The organism is Marinobacter sp. UBA3607 (assembly GCF_002375525.1).
GTDB lineage: Bacteria > Pseudomonadota > Gammaproteobacteria > Pseudomonadales > Oleiphilaceae > Marinobacter > Marinobacter vinifirmus.
Map to the genome: position 1 here is coordinate 60,083 of NZ_DFLY01000035.1, position 24,298 is coordinate 84,380.

24 protein-coding genes are annotated in these 24,298 nt (G+C 57.9%); 10 read left to right on the forward strand and 14 right to left on the reverse strand.

Going from position 1 to position 24,298, the window contains the following annotated elements; translation table 11 throughout:
- The first annotated feature begins 2 nt into the window (after positions 1-2).
- Both B2589_RS13760 and B2589_RS13765 read left to right on the forward strand, forming a co-directional pair.
- Positions 3-857, forward strand: coding sequence for an ABC transporter permease (locus tag B2589_RS13760; protein WP_022989608.1), 855 nt, complete (start codon positions 3-5; stop codon positions 855-857).
- Positions 858-900: 43 nt separating this feature from the next.
- Positions 901-1,056 (forward strand): hypothetical protein, encoded by a 156-nt coding sequence (locus tag B2589_RS13765; protein ID WP_286816978.1) that lies wholly within the window; start codon positions 901-903, stop codon positions 1,054-1,056.
- 3 nt (positions 1,057-1,059) lie between these two features.
- On the opposite strand, the gene B2589_RS13770 is transcribed toward B2589_RS13765, so the two are convergent.
- From B2589_RS13770 to B2589_RS13800, 7 genes are all read right to left on the reverse strand, one after another.
- Positions 1,060-2,472, reverse strand: a complete 1,413-nt coding sequence (locus B2589_RS13770; protein ID WP_199457832.1) for an alanine/glycine:cation symporter family protein — start codon at positions 2,470-2,472, stop codon at positions 1,060-1,062.
- A gap of 137 nt (positions 2,473-2,609) precedes the next feature.
- On the reverse strand, positions 2,610-3,053 hold the full coding sequence (locus tag B2589_RS13775) for a universal stress protein (RefSeq protein ID WP_022989605.1): 444 nt from the start codon (positions 3,051-3,053) through the stop codon (positions 2,610-2,612).
- A gap of 32 nt (positions 3,054-3,085) precedes the next feature.
- Positions 3,086-4,372, reverse strand: coding sequence for a TRAP transporter large permease (locus B2589_RS13780; protein WP_022989604.1), 1,287 nt, complete (start codon positions 4,370-4,372; stop codon positions 3,086-3,088).
- Positions 4,373-4,408: 36 nt separating this feature from the next.
- Positions 4,409-5,005: a TRAP transporter small permease gene (locus tag B2589_RS13785; protein WP_036219755.1), complete on the reverse strand. Its 597-nt coding sequence runs from the start codon at positions 5,003-5,005 to the stop codon at positions 4,409-4,411.
- Positions 5,006-5,119: 114 nt separating this feature from the next.
- Complete coding sequence (dctP, locus tag B2589_RS13790) at positions 5,120-6,148, reverse strand: TRAP transporter substrate-binding protein DctP (protein WP_286816979.1); 1,029 nt, start codon at positions 6,146-6,148, stop codon at positions 5,120-5,122.
- A gap of 139 nt (positions 6,149-6,287) precedes the next feature.
- The gene (locus B2589_RS13795) at positions 6,288-6,827 is read right to left on the reverse strand and encodes an alpha/beta hydrolase (RefSeq protein WP_286816980.1); all 540 of its coding nucleotides are present in this window, start codon (positions 6,825-6,827) and stop codon (positions 6,288-6,290) included.
- A 29-nt stretch (positions 6,828-6,856) separates the two neighbouring features.
- Entirely contained in the window at positions 6,857-7,846 is a 990-nt protein-coding gene (locus B2589_RS13800) for an LLM class flavin-dependent oxidoreductase (protein WP_286816981.1), read from the reverse strand.
- 242 nt (positions 7,847-8,088) lie between these two features.
- On the opposite strand from B2589_RS13800, the gene B2589_RS13805 reads away from it, so the two are divergent.
- Complete coding sequence (locus tag B2589_RS13805) at positions 8,089-9,237, forward strand: mechanosensitive ion channel family protein (protein ID WP_199457836.1); 1,149 nt, start codon at positions 8,089-8,091, stop codon at positions 9,235-9,237.
- A 23-nt stretch (positions 9,238-9,260) separates the two neighbouring features.
- Positions 9,261-10,019, forward strand: a complete 759-nt coding sequence (locus B2589_RS13810) for a putative 4-mercaptohistidine N1-methyltransferase (RefSeq protein ID WP_286816982.1) — start codon at positions 9,261-9,263, stop codon at positions 10,017-10,019.
- Positions 10,020-10,130: 111 nt separating this feature from the next.
- Here B2589_RS13810 and B2589_RS13815 read toward each other — a convergent pair whose 3' ends face one another.
- Positions 10,131-10,916 (reverse strand): FCD domain-containing protein, encoded by a 786-nt coding sequence (locus B2589_RS13815; protein WP_247063880.1) that lies wholly within the window; start codon positions 10,914-10,916, stop codon positions 10,131-10,133.
- A gap of 219 nt (positions 10,917-11,135) precedes the next feature.
- Between B2589_RS13815 and B2589_RS13820 the strand changes: the two genes are divergently transcribed.
- The 4 genes from B2589_RS13820 to B2589_RS13835 are packed head-to-tail and all read left to right on the forward strand — an operon-like array spanning position 11,136 to position 15,821.
- Positions 11,136-12,827, forward strand: coding sequence for an L-lactate permease (locus tag B2589_RS13820; RefSeq protein ID WP_286816983.1), 1,692 nt, complete (start codon positions 11,136-11,138; stop codon positions 12,825-12,827).
- A 56-nt stretch (positions 12,828-12,883) separates the two neighbouring features.
- Positions 12,884-13,711 (forward strand): (Fe-S)-binding protein, encoded by an 828-nt coding sequence (locus B2589_RS13825; protein ID WP_286816984.1) that lies wholly within the window; start codon positions 12,884-12,886, stop codon positions 13,709-13,711.
- Positions 13,708-15,153, forward strand: coding sequence for a LutB/LldF family L-lactate oxidation iron-sulfur protein (locus B2589_RS13830; RefSeq protein WP_286816985.1), 1,446 nt, complete (start codon positions 13,708-13,710; stop codon positions 15,151-15,153). The genes B2589_RS13825 and B2589_RS13830 overlap by 4 nt, the downstream gene beginning before the upstream one ends.
- Complete coding sequence (locus B2589_RS13835; RefSeq protein ID WP_286816986.1) at positions 15,150-15,821, forward strand: LutC/YkgG family protein; 672 nt, start codon at positions 15,150-15,152, stop codon at positions 15,819-15,821. Before B2589_RS13830 ends, B2589_RS13835 begins: the two co-directional genes overlap by 4 nt.
- Positions 15,822-15,829: 8 nt before the next feature.
- On the opposite strand, the gene nfsA is transcribed toward B2589_RS13835, so the two are convergent.
- Together nfsA and B2589_RS13845 are read right to left on the reverse strand one after the other, a co-directional pair.
- Complete coding sequence (gene nfsA / locus B2589_RS13840; protein WP_058342367.1) at positions 15,830-16,567, reverse strand: oxygen-insensitive NADPH nitroreductase; 738 nt, start codon at positions 16,565-16,567, stop codon at positions 15,830-15,832.
- A gap of 155 nt (positions 16,568-16,722) precedes the next feature.
- Positions 16,723-17,772 (reverse strand): cytochrome-c peroxidase, encoded by a 1,050-nt coding sequence (locus B2589_RS13845; protein ID WP_286816987.1) that lies wholly within the window; start codon positions 17,770-17,772, stop codon positions 16,723-16,725.
- Positions 17,773-18,274: 502 nt separating this feature from the next.
- On the opposite strand from B2589_RS13845, the gene B2589_RS13850 reads away from it, so the two are divergent.
- Positions 18,275-18,712 carry a DUF6455 family protein gene (locus B2589_RS13850; protein ID WP_286816988.1) on the forward strand — a complete coding sequence of 146 codons (438 nt, stop codon included), beginning with the start codon at positions 18,275-18,277 and terminating at the stop codon, positions 18,710-18,712.
- Between the two features lie 64 nt (positions 18,713-18,776).
- On the opposite strand, the gene B2589_RS13855 is transcribed toward B2589_RS13850, so the two are convergent.
- The 3 genes from B2589_RS13855 to dctP (B2589_RS13865) form a co-directional block, all read right to left on the reverse strand.
- Entirely contained in the window at positions 18,777-20,087 is a 1,311-nt protein-coding gene (locus B2589_RS13855) for a TRAP transporter large permease (protein WP_199457870.1), read from the reverse strand.
- Positions 20,087-20,638, reverse strand: coding sequence for a TRAP transporter small permease subunit (locus B2589_RS13860; RefSeq protein WP_199457871.1), 552 nt, complete (start codon positions 20,636-20,638; stop codon positions 20,087-20,089). Before B2589_RS13860 ends, B2589_RS13855 begins: the two co-directional genes overlap by 1 nt.
- A gap of 81 nt (positions 20,639-20,719) precedes the next feature.
- Entirely contained in the window at positions 20,720-21,766 is a 1,047-nt protein-coding gene (gene dctP, locus B2589_RS13865) for a TRAP transporter substrate-binding protein DctP (RefSeq protein ID WP_058091220.1), read from the reverse strand.
- A 101-nt stretch (positions 21,767-21,867) separates the two neighbouring features.
- On the opposite strand from dctP (B2589_RS13865), the gene B2589_RS13870 reads away from it, so the two are divergent.
- Positions 21,868-22,674, forward strand: a complete 807-nt coding sequence (locus B2589_RS13870) for an enoyl-CoA hydratase/isomerase family protein (RefSeq protein WP_349678057.1) — start codon at positions 21,868-21,870, stop codon at positions 22,672-22,674.
- Here B2589_RS13870 and B2589_RS13875 read toward each other — a convergent pair.
- Positions 22,671-24,263, reverse strand: a complete 1,593-nt coding sequence (locus B2589_RS13875; RefSeq protein ID WP_286816989.1) for a class I adenylate-forming enzyme family protein — start codon at positions 24,261-24,263, stop codon at positions 22,671-22,673. The genes B2589_RS13870 and B2589_RS13875 overlap by 4 nt on opposite strands.
- Positions 24,264-24,298 lie beyond the last annotated feature (35 nt).

Consider the following 24,298-nt stretch of genomic DNA (forward strand, 5'->3'; position numbering starts at 1 on the left):
CCATGATCCGTTCCGTGCCCCGGTCCCGGTTGTTTGACGCCCTCTACCTGGGCTACCTGGTGGCGTTCTTTGTGTACCTGGCCCTGCCGCTGCTGGTAACGGCCGTGTTTGCCTTCAACGACTCACCCTTTCCGTCATTGCCATGGCAGGGCTTTACCCTGGACTGGTACCTGGCCGATGGCAGTGAGGGGCGTACCGGGCTGTTTCATGATGACAGTCTGCTCGGCGCCCTCTGGGTCAGCACCAAGATAGCGTTCTGGGTCACCCTGGCCAGTGTGGCGCTGGGTTGCGTGAATGCTGTGCTGTTCGAGCGCTTGCAGTTCCGGGGTAAGGAATTCCTGTATCTGTTAATGCTGTTGCCGCTGGTGATTCCCGGGGTCATTCTGGGGGTATCCATCCTGGTGTTCTACAGTGGCACCGCCAATGAGGTGTCGCGGCTTTGGGGTATCGAACTGGATGTGTTTCGGCCCGGTATGCCCCTGGTGGTGATGGGCCAGGTGACCTTTATCACCACACTGGCTACCCTGGTGATCGGCGCCCGGTTGCGCAAGTTTGACCGGCAACTGGAGGAAGCCGCCCTGAACCTGGGGGCAACGCCGCTGGTGGCCTGGTTTACCGTTACCTTGCCCTGGTTGCTGCCGTCCATTCTGGGCGCGGCCGCCATGGCGTTCCTGATGTCCTTCGAAAACTTCAACACCACCGTGATGCTCACGGGCAGCGATACGCCGCTCACCGTGGCGCTGTTCAATCGCCTGCGGGAAGGCTCGACACCGGTTCTCAATGCGGTGGCGCTGTTCCTGATGGTGGTGTCGGCCCTGCTGGCCCTGTTTACCCTGCGACAAAAAGGCTCAGGCTAAGCGGGTCTTTTCTAATTACACCGATATCGGGCTGTGGGGCGAGGTGGCCATACTCGACCACCCGGATCTGGTGCTGCACCTGGCCAGTCGCTCGGCGAAGAGCCTGGTAATTGCCACCATTTGCGGACTGATTGCCGAACGGGTCCTGTACCGGGCCAAACATGCCGGCCGCAACCGGGTGGCTGCGGCCGAAGCATGAAGGTCAGTGCCAGATATTGCTGTCGATTTTCTCGTGCAGCTCCGGGTAATCCTTGGATTTGAAGTGAGGCACCAGGCCTTCCTTGCGTTGGGCCAGGTAGTCCTTGGTCAGTTTCACCACGGTACCGGACAGCAGCACGATGGCAATCAGGTTGATGGTCGCCATCAGTCCCATAGAGGCATCGGCCGCGTTGAACACGGTTACCACGGCCTCGTAACCACCCCAGACCACCATGCCCAGTGCCGCCAGGCGCAGAATAGTCAGGCCCAGTGTATTGCCGCCCTTCAGGTACACCAGCGCGTTCTCGGCGTAGGTGTAGTTGGCCACAATAGAGGTAAAGGCAAAGAACAGGATGGCGATGGCAATGAAGTAACCGCCGAAATCCCCGAGGTGAACTTCCATGGCCTGCTGGGTAAGCTGGGTGCCGGTTACGCCGGAACCCGGCTCCAGAACGCCGGCCAGCAGGATCATTACGGCAGTGGCGGTACACACGATAATGGTGTCGATAAACACGCCGAAGGCCTGTACCAGCCCCTGTGAAGACGGGTGGTGCGGAGCAGGTGTGGCCGTGGCGGCGATATTCGGGGCAGAACCCATGCCTGCCTCGTTGGAGAACAAGCCGCGCTTGATGCCGTTGAGCATGGCCGCGGTGATGGAACCGGCCGCGCCACCGGCGGCTTCTTCAAGGCCGAATGCGCTCTTGACGATCATCGCCAGGATGCCCGGCACTTCGGTGATGTTCATGGCCATCACAATCAGTGCCAACAGCACGTAGGCACCGGCCATGAACGGCACCACAAATTCCGCGAAGCGTACAATCTTGCGCAGGCCGCCGAAAATCACGATGCCGGCAAAGAACGCGATCGCAATACCCACGCCCAGTTTCGGTGTACCGAAGGCACCTTCCATGGCATCGGCAATGGAGTTGGCCTGTACTGCGTTGAATACCAGGCCGAAGGAAATGATCAGGCACACCGCAAAGATGGCGGCGGCCCAGGGCGCTTTCAGGCCCTTGGCAATGTAGACCGCCGGGCCGCCCCGGTACTGGCCTTTGCCGTCACGCACCTTGTACAGCTGCGCCAGGGTGCTTTCGGCATAGCCGGTGGCCATGCCTACCAGCGCTACCATCCACATCCAGAAAATGGCACCGGCGCCACCCAGGTAAAGGGCAACCGCCACGCCGGCCAGGTTACCGGTACCGACCCGCGACGCGAGGCTGGTACACAGGGCCTGGAACGGCGAAATACCGTGTACATCGCTCTCGCGGGAACCGCGGATGGCACGGACCATTTCGCCAAAGTTGATGAACTGCAGAAAACCCAGGCGAATGGTAAAGAAAACACCCACGGCCAGCAGGCCGTATACGAGGACATAGCCCCAGAGAATCGAATTGAGAAAATCGACAATTGCAGTCATGGAGTGACGCCTTGTGATTTGTGGATGAAAGTTAACGAAGTCGCGGGGAAGTCTAGCACGGTGAAATTACAGGCAGACTGCGGAAATCCGTGATTGCCGGGCTGCTGGGGATGTGCAGCCCGGCCTGAGTGGTGGCCTCAGACCACCAGTACCGGGCACTTGGCCTGGGAGGCCACCCGGTGGGACACACTGCCGAGGAACATGCCGTCTTTGTCGCTGTTGGTGCCCTTGGTGCCAACCACGATCAGGTCTGCTTCCTTTTCCTGGGCAAACTTCACAATCACCTTGGACGGCCGGCCCGCTTTCACGAAACCGCGCACCTTGGTAGCCCCATGCTCCTTGGCAAACTCCTTGGCGTGGTTCACCACCTCCTTGGCGTAGTCCGACAGCACCTTGTCCGGAATGTCCATGTCATCCGGACGGCCAATCGAGAGCGAGGCCTCGAACAGGCTGTGGTGTTTGTAGACACAGATGATGAAAATTTCCGCATCCGGTATCAGTCGCTGCAGCTCGATGGCCTTGTCCAGGGCCTTCAATGAGGTTTTGGAACCGTCTACGGCAGCCAGAATTCGTTTGAACATACCAGTCTCCTGTCAGTGGCCGGTTGCCCGGTTCAGTCTCGGTAAGCCAGGTCCCGCAGGAACAGCGCAATATCCGGGAAGGCAATGATCAGGCCGGCAGCAGCCACCAGCATGAAAATGAAAGGCGGCGTGCCTTTGATCACTTCCAGGTAGGGCCGCTTGAAAATCGCAATGGCGGTGAAAATATCGCAACCAAACGGTGGTGTGGCAGAGCCGATGGCCACCTGCAGGGTAATCAGTACCCCCACCAGCACCGGGTCCAGCCCGGTGGCCTGGATAGCCGGGGCGAAGATCGGCGTGAGTACCAGGATCACCACAATCGGGTCTACAAACATGCAGGCAATGAAGAAGGCCACACAGATGGCAATCAGCACGCCGACCGGGCCGGCGTCATTCACACCCACTGCTTCAAGAATGCTTTGCGGAATCTGGGCGAAGGAGATAATCCAGGAGAAGCCGTTCCCCACGGCCACCAGGATAAACACCACGGCGGTGATCAGGCCGGTGGACTTGGCAATCCGGTAGACATCGGTGAGTTTGAGCGACCGGAAAATCACAAACTCCAGCAGGAAGGCGTAAAGCACGCATACAGCAGCCGCCTCGGTGGGGCTGAAGATACCGCCGTAGATACCGCCCACGATGATCACCGGGAACATCAGCGGCCAGGACGCATCCCGAACCGACAGTGCCCGCTCCTTCCAGGACGCTTTTGGCTCTGTAGGTACCTGGTTCTTGTAGGCGTAGATCAGGCAGTACACCGAGAACATGAACAGGATCAGCAGGCCGGGGCCGATGCCGGCAATAAACAGCTCGGCAATGGAGGTCTCGGAGATAACCCCGTAGATGATCATGCCGATACTGGGCGGGATCAGGAAGGCGATATCACTGGCGTTGATGATCAGCGCCAGGGTGAAGGGATCGGAATAACCGGCTTTCAGCATCTTGGGGCGCAGGGGCGAGCCTACCGCCACTACCGTCGCCTGGGTTGAGCCGGAAACTGCACCGAACAGGGTGCAGGAGGTGGCGGTACTGATCGCCAGGCCACCTTTTACATGGCCGATGAACGACATGACCATGTTGATCAGCCGGTCGGCCGACTGGCCCCGGGTCATGATATCGGCGGCCAGGATAAACATGGGCACCGCGATCAACGACGCCGGCCGGATGCCACCCATCATCTGCTGGACGAATGTGCCCATCTGGCCGAAGCCGTCAAACATCATTACAAAGCCGAACACCGCAGCGGTGATCAGCGGGATCATCATCGGGAAGCCCAGAAGCAGCAGCCCGATCATGATAATCATCATCATAGTTGCCATGGTGTGAATATCCTTAGTGGTTCGGGTTCATGCGCTTCAGACTTCGGTTTCGGTATCGGCGTAGCCATCCACCACACCCGTCGACAGATAAACGTCTTTACTGGTGAGGTTTTTGATGGCGGTCAGGAAATACTGGATGCCGGTAATGGCAAAACCGACCGGTACCCAGACGTAGATCCACCAGATGGGCAGGCCCAGCGCCGGCAGAATGCGACCACGGCCGTACAGGGTTTCGATGTAGCCGTAGGAGTGGTAGCACAGGAAGAACATCACCACGGAGGTGAACAGGGCAATGAAAATCATCAGAGCCTTGCGGCCCTTGGCAGGAAAGGCATCGTAAACGGCAGACATCCGGATGTGGCGGCCATGGCGGGCAGCGTAGCCGATGCCGGCAAAGGTAATCAGGATAATCAGGATCCGGTTGATCTCGCCGGAGAAAAACAGGCCTTCTCCGAACACAAACCGGGCAATCACGTTAACGCAGGTGTTGACCGCCATGAGGATAACGCCGCCGGCCAGCATGACGGCTTCAATCCTGGCAATCCATTCATCAATAGTGCCCAGAAACCCGGGCAAACCGGATGCATAGGCACCGGTATCGTCTTCCACAGCCTCCTGAGGACGCTCAGACATGGATGGGGTACTCCGAAACAGGTCGCTCCCGGCCGGTAAATTCCCCGGCGGGGCGGGGTTGAACCAGGGCCGGACAACAAGGGGTGGCCGTGGCCACCCCCTGAATCCTGCCGGTTAGTCTTCCTGGACTGCCTTGAGGTCGGCCTTGAACTGGTTCAGCAGTTCCTGACCACTCTCACCGGTCATCTCGATGAACTTGTCTTCCACCTGCGGTGCCCGGGCACGGAAGGCTTCGATCTGTTCTTCGTTCAGACGGGTAACGGTAACCTCGTCGCTGGCAGCCTTGATCTTCTCAAGGGCTTCGTCGGCCAGGCCGTCGATGTGCACGATGATTTCCTCGAACGCGAAGTCCGCAGCATCCCGCACCAGCTTCTTGTCTTCGTCAGACAGGCCGTTGTAGAAATCCTGGTTCGCCATCATGGCGGTGGTGAACCAGCCGTGGCCGGTGAATACCAGGTTCGGAGATACTTCGTACAGGCCGCCGGACTCGATCCAGAAAATCGGGTTTTCCTGGCCCTGGATCATGTTGGTCTGCAGGGCACCGTACACTTCACCCCAGGGCAGCGGGGTGGGCGTAGCGCCGAAGGCGGAATAGGTTTCAGACAGAAGCGGGTTGGTCATAACCCGGATCTTCTTGTTCTTGAATTCCTCGGGGGAGGTGACCGGCTCGTCTACGGTCACCACGAATTCACCTTCCGGGTACATCTTCAGCAGTTCCAGGCCCTGCTCGGAGTACAGTTGCGGGAAGTCTTCGTTGATGGCTTTGGACTCACGGAAGAATTCGATCACCGTGTCCATGTCGGTGGGCATCAGGTAGGGAATGAAGAAAATCTGCGCTTCGGGAATCAGTGAGCCGGTAAAACCGGGGGACTGGTTCACGAAGTTGAGGATGCCAGCCTGGGTCTGTTCCATGATGTCGTCAGACTCGCCCAGCTCACCGAAACGGAATACCTGCAGGGTGTGGTCGGAGTTCTCTTCGATGTATTCCTTGAATTTGTAGGCGTAAACGTCTTGAACATCGCCCTCGTATTCTTCGTGGGCGTAGCGCCAGTTGGCTGCATTTACCGCATTGGCTGCGGTCAGACCGGCAAATGCCAGTGCTGAAATACCCGCCAGTTTCCTGAATTTGCTTGTGCTGTTCATCGCGTTGTCTCCGCTCTTTTTTCAGTTAATTCCTTGTTACCTTTTTTTAGACTGGCAAAACAACGCGGTTTTCGCAAGGAAATGACCAAAATCAGGGAATTGGGGCTGGCGATTATTCCGGCATTGCAAGTCTATGAATTCAGGCCTGATTCTGTTTTGTGAAGCAGGCCTGAAGGAACTGCCGGAACTCCCGGGCCACCCTGTCGACACTGTTCTCCAGCCGGTGCCCGTCTGGCAGTACAAGGGTTTCGAGGCGCTGCTCACGGGCCAGTTCCAGAACCGGCATCACCGGTACCACATCATCATCCCAGCCGTGAATGATGCGGGTATAACGGGCGCCGATCAGCGGGCTCGATTGCGGATATTTAGGCAACGCCAGTGCCGGCGCCAGCAGAAAACAGCCCAGTACCGGGGTGGTGGCGCTGGTTTGGGCGCACACCCAGCCACCCATGCTCGAGCCGGCCAGGATGGTCCGCTCCGGCACGGCGCCGGCACTTTCCATGGCGGCTCGCATCTGCTCCAGTCGGACTGCCGGGTCTTTGCTGCTGCGGTGGTCGATGGCCTCGGCCCGCACGCCATCAAACTCTTCCGCCACCGCTTTCAGGGCCTGGATCTTGGTGCTGCCCGGGCCGCTTTCCAGGCCGTGGGACAGAAACACGAAAAACGGTTGTTCGGGCATGTCAGGCTCCGTGGGTTTTATCAGTCCGTTCAGGTCCGGGTTTGGGCCAGGATATCGAGGGCGTGGCGGCGCCTGGCCGGCTCGTAGATATCAACGGTGAACATCAGCTCCTCCACCTGAATATCCGACAGCAGTTCCTCAAGCTGTTGCTTCAGGTCGTCGGCGTTACCAATGACCTGCAAGCCCAGAAAATCCTTAACCCCGGCTTCTTCAGCGGCATTCCACAGGCCATTCATGGACTCCACCGGCGGCTTCATCCACAGCGGCTGGCCACGGAACAGCGACAGAATCCGCTGGTAGCTGGTGGTGCTCAGGAATTTGGCTTCTTCCATGGAGTCCGCCGGTACGGCCGGAATGGCCAGCATGGCGTAGGGCTGCTGCAGCTGCTCGGAAGGCTGGAAATTATCCCGGTACACCCTGAGCGCTTCGCGATACAGGCGCGGTGCAAAGTGGCCGGCAAAGGCGTAGGGCAGCCCGCGCATGGCGGCTAGCTGGGCGCTGTACAGGCTGGAGCCAAGCAGCCAGATCGGCACGTTGGTGCCGGCGCCGGGAATGGCTTTGACCGGCTGGCCCGGCTGCAGCGGCCCGAGCAGGGTTTGCAGGCGGGCAACATCTTCGGGGAACTGTTCCGCGCCCAGCCCCTCCCGGCGCAGTGCCCGGGCGGTAATCTGGTCAGTCCCCGGCGCCCGGCCAAGGCCCAGGTCGATGCGGTCCGGGTACAGGCATTCCAGGGTGCCGAACTGTTCAGCAATCACCAGGGGCGGGTGGTTGGGCAGCATCACGCCACCGGAACCGACGCGGATGCTCTCGGTCTTGCCGGCAATGTGGCCCACCAGTACCGAGGTGGCAGAACTGGTGATGCCTTCCATGTTGTGATGCTCGGCCAGCCAGAAACGCTTGAAACCAAGCTTCTCGGCATGCTGGGCATAGGCCACGCTGTTGGCCAGGGTGGTGGAGACGGAATCGCCTTCGCGGACGGAGGCCAGTTCGAGCAGGGAAAAATCGGGTTTAATGGACATGGAGCTCCGGGATTCTGAAGGACTATCGATAGTGATCAATGAACAATGATGGTTCGGGCCGGTTTCTTCAAGGGCTGGCACGGTAGCGGGGCCGGATTTCCCTGCAAGTGCTAAAGTGCATGAACAGTCTGGCGCTCTGGTTCGTATATACCGGCCGGGATCCTGGAAGTGAAGCGCCTGTTCGGCAATAACCGGCTACCCTTGCAGGCAGGGTATCTGAACCGTTGTACAAGGAACCTTCAATGGCAGAAAGCATCTTTGCCGCTGTGCGTGAACAGATAAAACAGAATGTATCCGACACCCTGAATGCGTTTGGCGATGGCCAGGCGGACTGGGGAGAACTGGCGGTGCATGCCCTTAGCCAGCTTCTGATTTCGGCCTTGTATCTGGGGCTGTTTCTGGTGGTGTACGCCCTGCTGATCAGCATCGTGCGTTTTGCTGTGGGCAAAAAACGGGCGCAGCATCCGTTGTTCAATCATGCCCGTACCGGGATCCGATATCTGTTCGGGCTGGGCGCTTTTCTGGTGATCATGGCCCAGTTCGGTGCGGCGCCGGAATTGTTGAAATCCATGGCCCGGGCCGGGCTGATGGCCTTGGGGTTCTTTGTGGGCTGGCTGGTTGCCGGCCGGCTGATCCGGGAAGCCATGAGCCGCTACCGGCTGGATCCGTCCATCCGGCAGCTGGTGGAAAACCTGTTCTCTGTGCTTACCGCTACCTTTGCGGCGGTCACCGTGCTGGCACAGTTTGGTTTTGATGTGGTGTCGATTGTGGCCGGGCTCGGGATTGTCGGCATTGCGGTGGGCTTTGCGGCTCAGTCGACCCTGTCCAACTTCATTGCCGGCATTACCCTGTTGATCGAACGGCCATTCCGGATTGGCGACTGGGTGACCATCAACGGCCAGGACGGCAAGGTGGTCAAGATAGCCCTGCGCACCACCTGGCTGCGTACCCGGGACAACATTTTCACCATGATTCCCAACGACAGCGTGGCGTCTTCCGATATCGTCAATTACAGTGCCGAGGGCGCGACCCGGCTGAATATTCCGGTGGGCATCGCCTACAAGGAGTCTGCCAAGGCGGCCCGGGAGGTGATCATGCCGGTGCTGTTATCCCATCCGGAAGTGCTGCAAAGCGCCGGTATGGAGCCCCGGGTGGTGCTGAAAAACCTGGGCGATTCCTCGGTAGACCTGGAAGTGAAAATCTGGATTACGCCGGATAACCTGGATGTGCAGCCCAGAATCATGGCCGACGTGCTGGAGCAGATTAAGGAAGCACTGGATGACGCCGGCATCGAGATTCCTTTCCCGCACCTGCAGCTGTTTATTGATGAAGCCAAGGGCCTGAAGCCCCTGGTGGAACCGCTTTACCCGAAACTGGCCGGCAAGTCCTGACCTGCCGGTACGAGGAGAACAAAATGACGGAGCCGACGGGCTACTACGAAGACAACACCACCCTGGCCCAGTACCTGGAGTTCCACTTTGGCGAGAGCTGGCATGGCGAGGCGAACTTCCCGAAAGAGCTAGCGGATGCTGCCATGGAGGCGCTGGATGGCAGGGAGTTCTGCCGGGCGCTGGATATTGGGTGCGCGGTGGGGCGGACCACACTGGAGCTGGCGCGGCATTTTGATCACGTGGATGGCATCGACTTTTCCGAAACGTTTATCCGCAAGTGCAAGGAAGTGGTGCGGGAGGGAGTGGCCCGCTATGCCCGGCGAGAAGAAGGTGAACTGGTCAGTTATCAGGAGCGCTCGCTGGCAGCTCTGGGTTTGTCTGATGCCATGCACCGGGTGGCTTTTCACCAGGGCGATGCCTGCCAGCTGGGTGCGGGTTACCGGGATTACGACCTGGTGCTGGCGGGTAACCTCATTGATCGACTCTATAAACCATCCCTGTTCCTGGAAACCGTTCACGAACGCATAAATGACCTGGGCTTGCTGGTGATCGCTTCCCCGTACACCTGGCTGGAAGAGTACACGCCCAAGGCCGAGTGGGTTGGCGGTATCCTGAAAGATGGCAAACCTTACACCACACTGGATGGCCTGAAGGATATGCTGGCGCCCCACTTCCGAATGCTGGGCGAACCCAGGAGCCTGCCTTTTGTCATTCGCGAGACCCGCAACAAATTCCAGCACAGTTTCTCTGAGTTGACGGTCTGGGAAAAATTACCGGATTAACCGCGATGTCACGAAAGGGTCATATAGAACGGGTATTCTGAGGATTCATCAGGACAATGCATTGTGTTGGTGCATCGTGTGATTGCTTCAGCCGGGGACTCCCCGGCTTTTTTACGCCTGGTGTTTTTTGCCGGAACTGTCCCGGCGAAGGGCCCGTTCCCGACGGCGCTCGCTTTCCGTGTTTTCCTCAATGGTTTTCTGCACAAATTCGATATGCTCTCCGGCTATTGCCCGTGCCGCCTCGGCCCGGCCTTCCACAATCGCGGTAAACAGTTTCTGATGCTGGCTGATCAGGCCCGTCCGGGTGGCGGCTTCCTTGGAGTACATCCCGCCGATGTTGGTGACAATATTGTTCTTCAGCAGGCTGAACAGGTTGCGCATGGTGTGTAGCAGCACCACGTTGTGGCTGGCTTCGGCAATGGCCAGATGAAAGCCGGCATCCGCCGCGCCTTCCTGCTCGATGTTTTCTTTGGAAGGGGTCTGGTAGCAGGCATCAAGGTCCTGCCAGGCCTTGGTCAGGCGCGCCTTGTCAACTTCAGTCGCCCGCTGCGCCGCGTAGTAGGCGCAGTCTGCTTCCAGGGTGCGCCGGAACTCCAGCAGGTCTCGGTGGGCTTCGGGTCGGTTTTCCAGCAGCTGAACAAGGGGATCACTGAAGCTTGCCCCCAGGCTTTCGGTTACAAAATTTCCGCCACCCTGGCGGCTGATCAGCAGGCCTTTCGCTGCGAGCTTTTGCACCGCTTCCCGTAACGATGGCCTGGAAACCCCAAACTGCTCGGCCAGTGTCCGCTCAGGTGGCAGGCGCTGGCCGGGCTTCAGGGTGCCTTCGAGAATCATGGTTTCCAGCTGTTCGACAATGGTGTCTGCCAGGCGTTTCGGGGCGATCTGGTTGATCGACATAGGGCTCCGGAGTTCACGGATTAAATTGGTCTTACCAAAAAAAACTGACTGCCTTTGTACTTGTTTTAACAGCAAAACAGCAAGCCCTTAAGACCAATGTCTTAGTTTGGGGTTTTGACAGTCTTTAATCGCTCAAATACTGTGCTTGGATCAGATTTGTCAATTGGTAATACCAATTATTCAAAAATAGAGCCCAATAACAAGACTCTGGAGAAAACCATGTCATCCGGATTACTCGCCCTGCTGGCATTTGCCCCCATTCTGTTGGCCGGAATTCTGCTTCTCGGCCTGCGATGGCCCGCCCGAACTGCCATGCCTGTTGTCTTTCTGGCAACGGCCGTACTTGGCTATACCGCCTGGGACATGACCCTGAACCGAATTTTCGCCTCGACCCTGCAGGGACTGGTGATCACGATCGGTGTGTTGTGGATTATCTTCGGCGCCATTTTGCTGCTGAATACCCTCAAACACTCGGGAGCCATTGCTACTATTCGCTCTGGTTTTACCAATATCACGCCGGACCGGCGGATCCAGGCCATTATCATTGTCTGGCTGTTTGGCAGTTTTATTGAAGGCGCATCCGGTTTCGGTACGCCGGCAGCCATTGTGGCGCCGTTACTGGTGGCGGTAGGTTTTCCGGCCATGGCGGCGGTTATGCTCGGGATGATGGTGCAGAGCACGCCGGTGTCGTTTGGCGCGGTCGGCACACCGATCATTGTCGGTGTGACCACGGGGCTGGACGAGGCCACGATCAGTGGCCAGCTTGAGGCTGCGGGTTCCAGTTGGGAAGCCTACCTGCAGCTGATTACCTCCGAAGTTGCCATTACCCACGCCATTGCTGGCGTGATCATGCCGCTGCTGATGGCGGTGATGATGACCCGTTTCTTCGGCCAGAACAAAAGCTGGAAGGAAGGTCTGGAAGTGTTGCCGTTTGCCCTGTTTGCAGGCGTTGCCTTCGTGGTGCCCTATGCCATCACGGGTATACTGATGGGGCCGGAGTTTCCGTCGTTGCTGGGTGGCCTGATTGGCCTGGCGATTGTCACGTTTGCGGCCAGGAAGGGCTTTCTGATTCCGAAGAAAACCTGGGACTTTGCCGAGCGTGAAGACTGGCCGGCCGAGTGGGTTGGCAAACTGGAAATGAAGCTGGAAGACATCGCCGCCCATCCCATGAGTGGCGTTCGTGCCTGGCTTCCGTATGTGCTGATGGGTGCAATTCTGGTGATCAGCCGCACGGTAGCGCCGGTGAAAGACTTCTTCGTCAGCATTGGCGTATCCTTCTCGAACATTCTGGGTGAGGCCGGGGTCAGCGCCGGTGTGCAGCCACTGTATCTGCCTGGCGGCATTCTGGTGATGGTGGTGATTGCCACCTTCTTCATCCACCGGATGAGCACCAGGGCCATGGGTGAAGCCCTGAAAGAGTCGGGCGGGGTGTTGCTCAGCGCGGGCTTTGTACTGCTGTTCACCATTCCGATGGTGCGGATCATGATCAACTCCGGCGTCAACCTGGCCGACCTGCCAAGCATGCCGCTGGCCATGGCCACCTGGGTGGCGGATTCTGTGGGCGGCATCTATCCCTTCCTGGCGCCTACGGTCGGTGCGTTGGGTGCTTTCCTTGCCGGCTCCAATACCGTATCGAACATGATGTTCAGCCAGTTCCAGTTTGGTGTTGCCCAGGGCCTCGGGTTGTCTACCGCACTGATGGTGGCGGTGCAGGCTGTTGGTGCGGCTGCCGGTAACATGATCGCGATTCACAATGTGGTGGCGGCTTCGGCGACGGTTGGTTTGCTGGGCCGTGAAGGCCAGACCCTGCGCAAAACCATTCGCCCGACTATCTACTATCTTGTAGTAACCGGTGGGGTTGCCCTGGTGGCCGCCTATATTCTGGGCGTTACCGACCCCCTGATGAACTGACCTGAAACAACGGGCAGGGCTGCTCCGCAGCCCGCAGAACCCGGAGGCAATGACTGATGAGTGAGCTGTTCTACGACGCCGCCCCCAATGCCACCCGCGTGGCTCCTGAACGACCCGGGCCACGAACGTATCCGGCCAAGCCGGCCGAGGTCACGCTGTTCGGCACCTGCGTGGTGGACCTCTTCTTCCCGGAAGCCGGCCTGGACGCTATCCGCCTGCTGGAGCGGGAAGGCATTCGCGTGCACTTTCCACAGGAACAATCCTGCTGCGGCCAGCCGGCCTGGACCTCCGGCTACGTGAACGAGGCCCGGGAGGTGGCACGGGCACAGCTCAACCTGCTCGACAACGGCTTGCCGGTGGTCGTCCCCTCGGGCTCCTGTGCCGGCATGTTCCGGCAGCACTACCGGGAAGTGTTTGCGGAAGAACCCGATACCCTGAAACGTGTGGATAACCTGGCCGAGCGTACTTTTGAACTGACCGAGTTTCTGCTGCACGTATGCAAGGTGGACTGGCAGGATCTCGGCCAGCCCACGCAGATTGCCCTGCACACGTCCTGCTCTGCCCGCCGGGAAATGAACACCCACCTGCACGCGCGGGAGTTGCTGGGTAAGCTGGCGAATGTCGAGCGGCTGGACCACGATCATGAAAGCGAATGTTGCGGCTTTGGTGGCACCTTCTCTGTACGCATGCCGGAAGTGTCCGGAGCCATGGTCCTCGATAAAACCCGTTCGTTGCGGGAATCCGGTGCAGCGGAAATGGTGACCGCCGATGGCGGCTGCCTGCTCAACATCAACGGCTCCCTGGAAAAACAGAAACAGACGTTCCGGGGCCGGCATCTGGCCAGCTTTCTATGGGAGCGGGTGAGCGGAGAGGTGAAACCATGAGCCAGCGTATACCGGTAAAAGAGCTCACCGATAGCTTCCGTGGCCGCGCGGTGGGCGCCCTGGCCGACGACCAGCTGCGCACCAACTTCCGGGTCGCTATGGACTCGCTGATGAAAAAGCGGGCCGATGCTTTTCCGGACGAGGAAGAGCGTGAAGGCCTGCGGGAACTCGGCAACCATATCAAGGCCCGGGCGCTGTCCCGGTTGCCGGATTTGCTTGAACAACTGGAAACCAGGCTGACCGCCAACGGTGTCAAGGTCCACTGGGCGGAGACTACCGAAGAGGCCAACCGGATTGTCCACTCCATCATTGAGGCGAAGCAGGGCTCTCAGGTGGTGAAGGGCAAATCCATGGTCAGCGAAGAAATGGAAATGAACGACTACCTGGCCGAACGCAACATCGAGTGCCTGGAGTCGGACATGGGCGAGTACATCGTCCAGCTGGATGGCGAAAAGCCCTCCCACATCATCATGCCGGCGATTCACAAGAACCGCTTTCAGGTCTCCAAACTGTTCCACGACAAACTGGGCGTGGATGAGACCGAGGATGTGAACGAACTGATCCAGATTGGCCGCCGCACCCTGCGCCAGAAATTCCTTGAAGCGGATGTCGGGGTCTCCGGCGTCAACTTCGCCATTGCCGAAACCGGCACCTTGCTGCTGGTGGAGAACGAAGGCAATGGCCGCATGAGCACCACGGCGCCGCCGGTGCACATTGCGGTGACCGGTATCGAAAAGGTGGTGGAGAACCTGCGGGACGTGGTGCCCCTGTTGTCCTTGCTGACCCGTTCCGCATTGGGCCAGCCGATCACCACTTACGTGAACATGATTTCCGGCCCGCGCAAGGCGGATGAGCTGGATGGTCCGGAGGAAGTTCACCTGGTGCTGCTGGACAATGGCCGCAGCGGTGCTTTCGCTGATGCCCAGCTGCGCCAGACCCTGAACTGCATTCGCTGTGGCGCCTGTATGAACCACTGCCCGGTGTATACCCGGGTGGGTGGCCACACCTACGGTGAGGTGTATCCGGGGCCGATCGGCAAGATTATTACGCCGCACATGGTCGGGTTGCACAAGGTACCGGACCACCCGAGCGCGTCTTCCTTGTGTGGCGCCTGTGGTGAGGTGTGTCCGGTGAAGATTCCGATCCCGGAAATGCTACAGCGGTTGCGCCAGGAAAACGTGAAAAGCCCCGCTGAACAGCCGAAAGTGAAAGACGGCGGCGCCAAGTATTCCCGCAAGGAGCGGGCGATCTGGAGCTTCTGGGCCAGGCTGAATACTTCGCCAGTGTTCTACCGGCTGTTCCTGTGGGGAGCGACCCGTTTTGGCAAACTTGCACCGAAAAACGTCGGCCCCTGGACCGAGAACCACTCGGCGCCGGTGCCGGCTCGCCGGTCTTTGCATGACCTGGCCAAAGCCCATTTGAACCAGGGGGATCAGCGATGAGCGCCCGCCGTAACATTCTGAACAAGCTCCGCGCTGGCCTGGCCGGCACTACGCCCCGGCCGGATGATTTCGATGAAGGGTTGGTCACCCGGCCATGGCAATACGCGCCGGAGGACAGGATTACCCGGCTGCGTTCGCTGATGGAAGCGGTGCACACCGAAATTCACCAGCTGACCTGCGCCGAGTGGCCGGCAAAAGTTCAGGAACTGCTGGAACATCGCGGCCTGAAAAACCTGCTCTATGCCCCGGCTACCGACCACGGCCAGACGTTGTCGGAACACTGGCAGCAAAGCAATGCCGCCCCCGAATTGCTGGCCTACGACCGGCCCATCGAGGAATGGAAAGAGGAGCTGTTCTGGCAGGTGGATGCCAGCGTCACCGGCACTGTGGGAGGCATTGCAGCTACCGGCTCACTGGTGCTCTGGCCGGACCGCCATGAGCCGCGCCTGATGAGCCTGCTGCCGCCGCTGCACATTGCCCTGCTCAAGGCCAGTGAAGTGGAAGACAACCTGTATGGCATGATGCAAAAACAGAACTGGTCTGCGGGTATGCCGACCAATCTTTTGCTGGTTTCAGGCCCGTCGAAGACCGCCGATATCGAACAGGTGCTGGCTTACGGGGCCCATGGCCCGAAAGAGCTGGTGGTCCTCATCCTTGAGGACGCCTGAGGGCGGGGTTATTTAACCCCGAAGCCCCGCTTGTTCAGGAAATCCTTCATGTGCGGCCGGAGCTTGCTGGTAAACAGCGGCTTCAGCTGCTCGGACCAGTTGGTGTCCTTATTGCCGCCGGTGCGTTCCTGGTAGTACTGGTGCATGGTGTCGTCAAAGCTGGCCACCAGGGCTTCATCGTCAGAATCGTCGTAGGCGTCTTGTTTCAGGATGGCGGCCAGGGGCAGCCGAGGTTTCACTTCCGGATCCTGGTCCGGGTAGCCGAGGCACAGGCCAAATACCGGGTACACATGTTCCGGCAGGTTGAGCAGTTCGCTGACTTCCTGCGGGTTGTTGCGAATGCCGCCGATATAGCAGATGCCCAGCCCTTCGGATTCAGCCGCTACCACCACATTCTGGGCGATCAGTGCGGCGTCAACGCTGGCTACCAGCAGCTGCTCGGTCATGCCCCGGACCACCTCGGCGCCGGCTTTCTCGGCGGATTCCGTAGCGCGCTTCATATCGGCGCAGAACACCAGAAAGTCCGAACAGGTTTCGATATAGGCCTGGCCGCCGGCCAGTTCAGCCAGCTTCTTCCGCTTTTCCGGATTGACCACGTGAATAATGGTGTAGGCCTGCACGTGGTTGGAGGTGGCGGCACACTGGCCGGCGCGGATCAGTTCTTCAAACAGCTCCCGGGGAATCTGTTGATCCTTGAACTTGCGGATGGAACGGTGGGATTTCAGGAGTTCAATGGTCGGATTCATAGCCCCTCGTCTGAGTCAGGAAAAAAGAGACGATAGCTTGCTTAACAGAGCGGGCGCAACCGGACGAAGGTGGGTAGTTGCCGCAGCGGGCTGGCCACAGACACAAAAAAGGCGCGCCGGGTGGCGCGCCTTGGCAGGGGGAACGAATCCGGTAATTACGGAATCATGTCCACCGGCTTGGGAGTGTCCGCAGTGCTCGGCGGCAGCACCGGATAGGTGACCTCCGGAATGTTGCCGGTCAGGGTTTTGAGGAACGCCACGATGGATTTCACTTCGCTGTCGTTCAGTTCGGTACCCAGTTGGGCAGTGCCCATAACCGCAACGGCTTCTTCCAGGCTCCAGACGGCGCCGGAGTGGAAATACGGCGCGGTCAGTTCGATGTTGCGCAGTGGTGATGCCCGGAAGACATACTCGTCAGAGGCGGTTTCGGTTACGGAGAAACGGCCCTTGTCGCCAGCGGGCAGGATTTCAGCACCGGGCTTGGCTACCAGGCCGAACGGATAGTAGTTCTGGCCGCCGACGTTCATGCCACTGTGGCAGGCGGTACAGCCGCGATCCATAAACAGGGCCAGGCCTTCTTTTTCCTTCTCGTTCAGGGCAGCAGAGTCTCCACGCAGGTATTTGTCGAAAGGCGCTTCCGGTGTGATTAGCGTTGCTTCATAGGCTTCGATGGCGACCGCCATGTTATCGAAGGTGACCGGGTTGTCCTGGCCCGGGAAGGCATCTTCGAAGCGTTCGATATACTCGGGCATGCTCTTGAGGGTGGAAACCACGCGATCCGGGGTGCTGCTCATCTCAACACCGGCCTGTACCGGCCCTTTCGCCTGTTCGGCCAGGTCTGCGGCGCGGCCATCCCAGAACTGTGCTGCGTTGAATACCGCGTTGAACACGGTCGGAGAGTTACGGGGGCCTTTCTGCCAGCCGTGGCCGATAGAGGTGGGTAATTCGTCATCGCCGCCCAGGCCTACGTTGTGGCAGGTGTTACAGCTGATCAGGTGGCTGGAAGACAGGCGCGGTTCAAAGAACAGCATCTTGCCCAGCTCTACCTTGGCCTGCGTCAGTTCATTACCGTCGATTACCGGCGGGTACTTCGGAATTGGCTCGAACATACTGTTGGCACGATCCATCAGATCGTCTGCCATTGCCGATCCGGCCATCATTCCCAAACCCAGGGCCAGCGCTTTTACTAGGGGGCGTTTGATCATCGTTCTCTCCTTATGAGACAAGTTGGTCTCCCTTTACTAAAGCTAACAAAACCTGCTGGATGTGCACGGAAAATCGGCAGGTTTCGGTCATGAAATTAATGTCCGTCAATTTGTAAATTTTGTCTGGAAAAACAGGGCATAGGTGCGACATTTCGTCGCTGAAGCGGTGGCCGTACTTGCTGCTAAAGCTCGGGTTATATCGTTATGCTCTTTTGGTGAAGCTTAGCCAACGACTCAGGGGAGTGTGATGAAAAAGAAACGGGTATGCCGGATAACGTTGAAGAATTCCAGCGTGTTGGCAGTGATTCCGGAGGAACGTGACCGGTGATTCCGGCATCGTGACCGGCGATTCCGGAAAAACGCCCGAAATCGGTCACGTTCAAACGGAATGGGTGGTCACGATGGGCCGGAATACGCACACCCACCGGGATTCATTGACCTGAAGCAAAATCTCCCCACTGGTAACAGCGTTTACTGTCATCAATATCAGGAGGGAGGTCCCATGAACATGAATACTCAGGTTTCAACTCAACCCAGGTCTACTGTGATCGGTCGCCTTGCTGACCGGTTGATCGCCGGCCAGTATCAGATGGCTGTAAAGTCCCTGCAGATGGAAGCCCCGGATGCGCTGGAGCAGATAGTTGCTCAGGCCGATCCGGCCCTGGATTCCTCCGTTGCTGCTGAAATCGAGCGTCTTTTGAGAACCGGTGGTGCACCGTTTGTGCGTTTTGAAAAGACCCTGATGCCGCAGATGCAGGCACGTTTCGGCGTTACCGAAGAACAGATGGGCGCTCTGGAAGCCAGAGAGCTGACGGCTATGAAGAAGCGTTGTAATTCCTGCTCGGAAGCAGCCCGCTGCTGGCAGGCGCTGCGTGGCGGGGAGTCTGCTGAGCGGTGTCGGGAGTTTTGTCCGAATGCAGATACCTTTGATCGGCTTTGAAGCATAGCCCGGTACTTCTTTGACCATCAAAAAGGCCTGAGAAACCTCAGGCCTTTTTGCTATCTCAGAAGAGCAATTCCGGCAACCAGGTTGCGATCTCCGGGAAGATCATAATCAGTATGATCCCAACGATTTCTACCAGTACAAACGGAATGATCGACTTGTAGATATCGTTCATGGTGACCGACGGAGGCACGACACCTTTCAGGTAGAACAGGTTGAAACCAAAGGGTGGCGTCTTGTAACCGATCTCCATGTTGATCACGAACAGAATGCCGAACCAGATTGGGTCAAACCCTAATGCCGTGATAATCGGAATAAATACCGGCAGAGTGATCATCATAATGCCGACAGGGTCCAGAACCATCCCCAGGAAGAAGATGATGACCATCATCGCAATAATGGTGCCCCAGGCTCCACCCGGGATCATGGCCATAATGCTTTCAATCAGGGCCTGGGCTCCCATGCTTTGATAGGCAGAGCTGAATGCGTGGGCCGAAAACAGGATCCACATGGTCAAGCCAGTCAGCTTGAGGGTGCGGATCGCGGCTTCATTCAGTACTGACCATTTGAACTCGCCGTAGACCGCTGCTGAAATCAGCGCACCGAGGACACCCATGGCTGCGGCTTCTGTGGGTGTAGTGAGTCCGCCCATGATGGAGCCCAGTACCATTCCCACCACACTGATCGGCAGGAGAACAGAGCGCAGGGCGCGGAACTTTTCAGGCCAGGATGCCCGGTCGTCTTTAGGAAGCGCCGGTGCCAGGTCCGGTTGCAGGGCGCAGCGGACAACAATATAGAGGGTGGTGAGTACCATCAGCATAATGCCGGGCATAACACCTGCAGCAAACATCTTGCCTACGGATACACCCGTAATCAGGGCATACAGGATCATCAGGATACTTGGCGGAATCAGAACGCCCCAGCCGCCACCGGTATTGATAACCCCGAGTGCCATCTGCTTGTCGTAACCCCGGGAGAGCATGGAGGGGAGTGCGATCGCACCCATAGCGACCACTGCCGCACCGCTGATGCCCACCATGGCTGCAAATACCGCACAAATACCCAGAGTACCGATGGCCAGGCCGCCCCGGAGGCCGCCGAACCAGAGATACATCATGCGGTACAAGTCTCGCGCAACACCTGTGCGTTCGAGAATCATCGCCATGAATACAAACAGTGGTATGGCCACCAATGTAAAGCTTTCCATGGTGCCCCAGATCTGGGAAACCACCATGTAGAAGGAGTCAAAGCCCCAGGTGAAATAAAGAAAAACAACAGACACACCACCCAGCACGAATGCCAGTGGCAGGCCAAGCAGCAGGAAAAACAGCAGCGAACCAAAGAATAGAAGCGTCATGACTTCAATGCTCATTATGCTTCTCCTTCTTCAGAATGGCTTTTCCGCTCAGCGGGGTCGTAATAGCTCAGGTTAAATGCGATGGCGATATCCTCCAGCAACCTCACAATGCCTTGCAGCAGCATCAAAACAGAGGCAACAAAGATGGCTCCCTTGGCTGGCCAGATAGGCGGGTTCCAGGCAGAAAAGGAGGTTTCCCGGCTTTCGAATGACTCAGAGGCCATGTCAAAGCTGAACCAGACCAGCGCCAGCATGAAAATGAAGAACAAAATGGAGGTGAAAATGTCGACAAAGCCCTGGGCTCTCAGCTTCAGCGTCGAGTGCAGCAGATCGACATTCACGTGCCCGCGGTGGGCCATGATGTATCCGCCAGACATTACTGCGTATACACCGAACAGCAGTTGTGTCAGTTCATTTGTCCACACCGAAGGTGAATTGAAAAAATAGCGCAGAGCTACTTCAAGTATCAGAAAGACAAACATGGGAAAGACGATCAGGGCTATACATCGGCCAACGTACTCGTTGAGCCTGGTGACGCCTTTCATGAATGCGCTGACTATGCTCATGGCACTCTCCGGGGGACTTGGGTGTGAACTGAGAAAACAGGCCCCGAGGGTTAATCGGGGCCTGTGGTGTTGCGTTTAAGATCAGAGGTAGCCAAGTTCGCCAAGGAACTGCTTGAGCAGGCTCAGAGCCTTCTTGGCCTCATCGCTGCGCTTGGCTTCTTCATCCCACATGCCCTGGGCGGTCTGGGCAAGCTTCTGCTGAACATCTTCAGGCATCACGTTTACTTCAACACCTTGATCAGCAACGGCTTTGGCCAGGGCGATACGCTCTTTGTACAGATACTGGTTGGTGCGGATCCAGAATTGCTCATCCAGAGCCTGTTTCACCACCTGCTGCAGGTCTTCCGGAAGTTTGTCCAAGGCCTTCTGGCTGACGATGATGACATCAGTGCCGGCGATGTTCAGCGCAGGCTGAACGTGGTATTTGGCAACATCATACAGGCCCATGCTCGCAGCACCCTGGGCAGCACCCCAGTGGGCGCCGTCTACAATGCCGGAATCCAGTGCGGTGTACAGTTCACTGCCCGGGATATAGGAAGCGGAAGCACCGGCTTCGGTCAGGAACTTCTGAAGCGCACCGGAGGAACGGATTTTCAGCCCCGTGAAGTCTTCCCAGCTGTTGATGGGTTTGCTGGTAACCATTTCGGTCGGGTAAACCTTGTCGGTTGCCCAGTAAACGCCAGACTTGGCGGCTTCATCCCGCAGCATTTGTTCGAAGCCCATGTTCTGGTGGAAGTAGGCGGCTTCCCAAACGTTTCGGAATGCGAAGGGCAGGCCAGAAGCAATTCCGGCCAGAGTCATCTTGTCCTGGGCATAACCGGGAGAAATCGTACCCATTTCCAGAATGCCACGACTCACGGCATTGAAGGTTTCTGTGGCCTTGAACATGGCGCCTGCTTCAAACAGCTGGAGCTTGATGCGGCCTTCAGAGCGTTCTTCGATCACATCCTTCAGTCGACCAAGGCTGTCCTGGTAGGAGCTGCTGGAGCCTGGCCAGTGGGACTGAACCTTCCAGGTGTAGGTTTTTTCAGCGTATACAGGTGCGCTGGCGATAACAGCGGATACACCCAGTGTTAACGCGGATGCATAGGTAGTAAGGTTTTTTCTGAATGTGGCAAGGAAGCTCATAGGTTTGCTCCAGTACTTGTTATAGTTGCATTGCTCTTGTTTCGCAGTGCAGAATATAAGACTGCACCGTGAACTGTTGTTGTTCGACTTTATCACAAGATTTGCCATTTGCAATAGGACGTTTTTCTCCTGTTTCAGAGGGGGAGGGCGACACCCAGGAGATGTACATGATTAAGAAATATAGCCAAGAAAAAACGATCCATCTTGTCATAGATCGTCCGGATAAAAAGAACGCCCTAAACCGAAGCATGTATGAGCAGCTGGCAGGTTATGTGCTGGAGGCAAGTTCTGACCAGAACGTGCATGCCGTCGTCATCTCGGGTGCTGAAGGTGTGTTTACCGCCGGTAACGATCTTGATGATTTCCGGGCGCGGGCTACAGACGAAAACCCGAAACCCTCTGCCGGCCTTGCTTTCATTGAAGAATTGATGGCTTGTGATACTCCGGTGATAGCGGCGGTGGAAGGGTTGGCGATTGGTATTGGCACCACTATGTTGCTCCATTGCGACAGCGTGTTTGCGGGGCGCTCGGCCAGGTTCAAAACTGCCTTTGTCGATTTGGGATTGGTGCCGGAGGCTGCTTCAACTGTGACCATGCCATTGCACCTTGGCTCTCGTATGGCTGCTGAATTGCTGTTGCTTGGTGAAACCCTGGATGGCACCCAGGCCGGTGAGTGTGGCCTGGTAAGCCGGGTGGTAGATGATGGGCAGGCTGTGGATTCGGCCCTGGCCCTGGCGGGCAGGCTGGGAGAAAAGCCCCGAGAGGCATTGCGGGCCAGCAAGCGTTTAATGAAGGCGCCATGGCGCGACCAGGTGCAGCAGGCATTGGAGCGGGAGCGCGGTGTGTTCAGTGAGCGCTTGCGTTCCGATGACTGCCGTGATGCCCTGAATCGTATGCAGCGCCGTTAACCGGCGCTGTTTTCCCAGTAAGGCGTTCTTAGCTCCCGCTTCAAGACCTTGCCAATGGTAGAGCGAGGCAGTTCCTGTCGGAACTCTACGGCACTCAGGCGCTGGGTCTTGCCCAGATGCTGGTTGGCCCAGTCCCGGATTTCCTCTTCTGTTTCCTGGCATCCGGATTTCTTTACCACCAGAGTGAGGGGAGTTTCGCCCCATTGGCTGCTGGGTATGCCGATAACCGCAGCATCGGTTACCGCAGGATGGCTGAGGACGACTTTTTCCAGGTCTACAGCGTAGATGTTGAAGCCGCCGGAAATAATCATGTCTTTCCTGCGGTCGAGAATATGGACAAAGCCGTCTTCGTCAATGCGGCCCATATCGCCGCTGCGATAAAAGGTAAGTCCGTCGGGGCTTTGCCACAGCATCTCCCTGGTCTGCTCCGGGCGGTTTACGTAACCCCGCATCATGGAAATCGCGCGCCCGACAATCTCGCCGATCTCACCCTGGGGCAGCTCCTTTCCATCCTCGCTGATCACCCTTACTTCAGCCCCTTCGGTGGGCAGTCCGACGGTATCCCACTTGTCCGGATAGGCAGCGCAGTCGAGGCTGGTGGAAATGCCGCCTTCTGTGAGGCCATAAACCTCCCGGATATTGCCTGGCCAGCGTTTCATGGTTTCGGCGATCACATGGGCCCGTAGCGGTGCACTGGTACAGAGCTTGAGCTTGAAGCTTGAAAGGTCAAACTGGTCGAAGTCCGGAACCGCCAATATGCGCTCAAACTGCACGGGTACCAGCATGGCGTGGGTGACTTTGTGCTGTTCTGCCAGTTCAAGGAAGCGACGGGCATCAAACTTGGCCATCAGCACCAGGGTGCCGCCATAGAAAATGGTCGGTAGCACCGATACCAGGGTGGTGTTGGAGTACATTGGTGTCGATACAAGGTTAATGGCTTCACCGTTGAGCCCGAACCGGCTCATCCTGACCATTTGTCGCTGGCGGAAGCGGTAGTCGTGGAGTATGCCCTTGGGAGTTCCGGTCGTGCCTGAACTGTAAATGATGTTGAACGGATCGTTCAGCGTTACCGGCGCCGGGTCTGGCTCGGCGGGAATCGAGCCCAGCCAGTCCTTCAGGTGCTGCCCGGCGGCATCGTTGTCCAGCCCAATCACCTCATCCTCATTCAGGCCGGCCCGGGGGCTCGCTTCTGCCCAGATATCGAGGTTTTTACGGGAAACGAACAGGAATTTGGAGCCGCAGTCACGAATCATCAGAGCCAGGGACTCGCCGCTGGCCATACCGGAAAGCGGTACCATGCAGCCACCCGCCACCAGGGTTCCCAGATAGAGGGCCACCATTTCCCTGCTGTTTTCCGACAAGGCCGCAACGCAGTCGCCTTTTTTAAGGCCGGCTTGTCGCAGCCTGTTGGCAATGCGGTTGACCTCATGCAGCAGGCCGGCCCAGCTGAGTGCTCCCTTTTCGTCGATGATTGCGGTCTTGTCGCCTTGTCCGCTGGCAAAGGCCTGAATACGAAAACCGATGGCCTCCATGGCTTCGCCGGAGTCAGTGGGAGCGTATACGGGCATTTCGTCAAATCGCGTTTTCATTTTGTCATCCTTTGATGTTGTAGTTTTGCTAGATG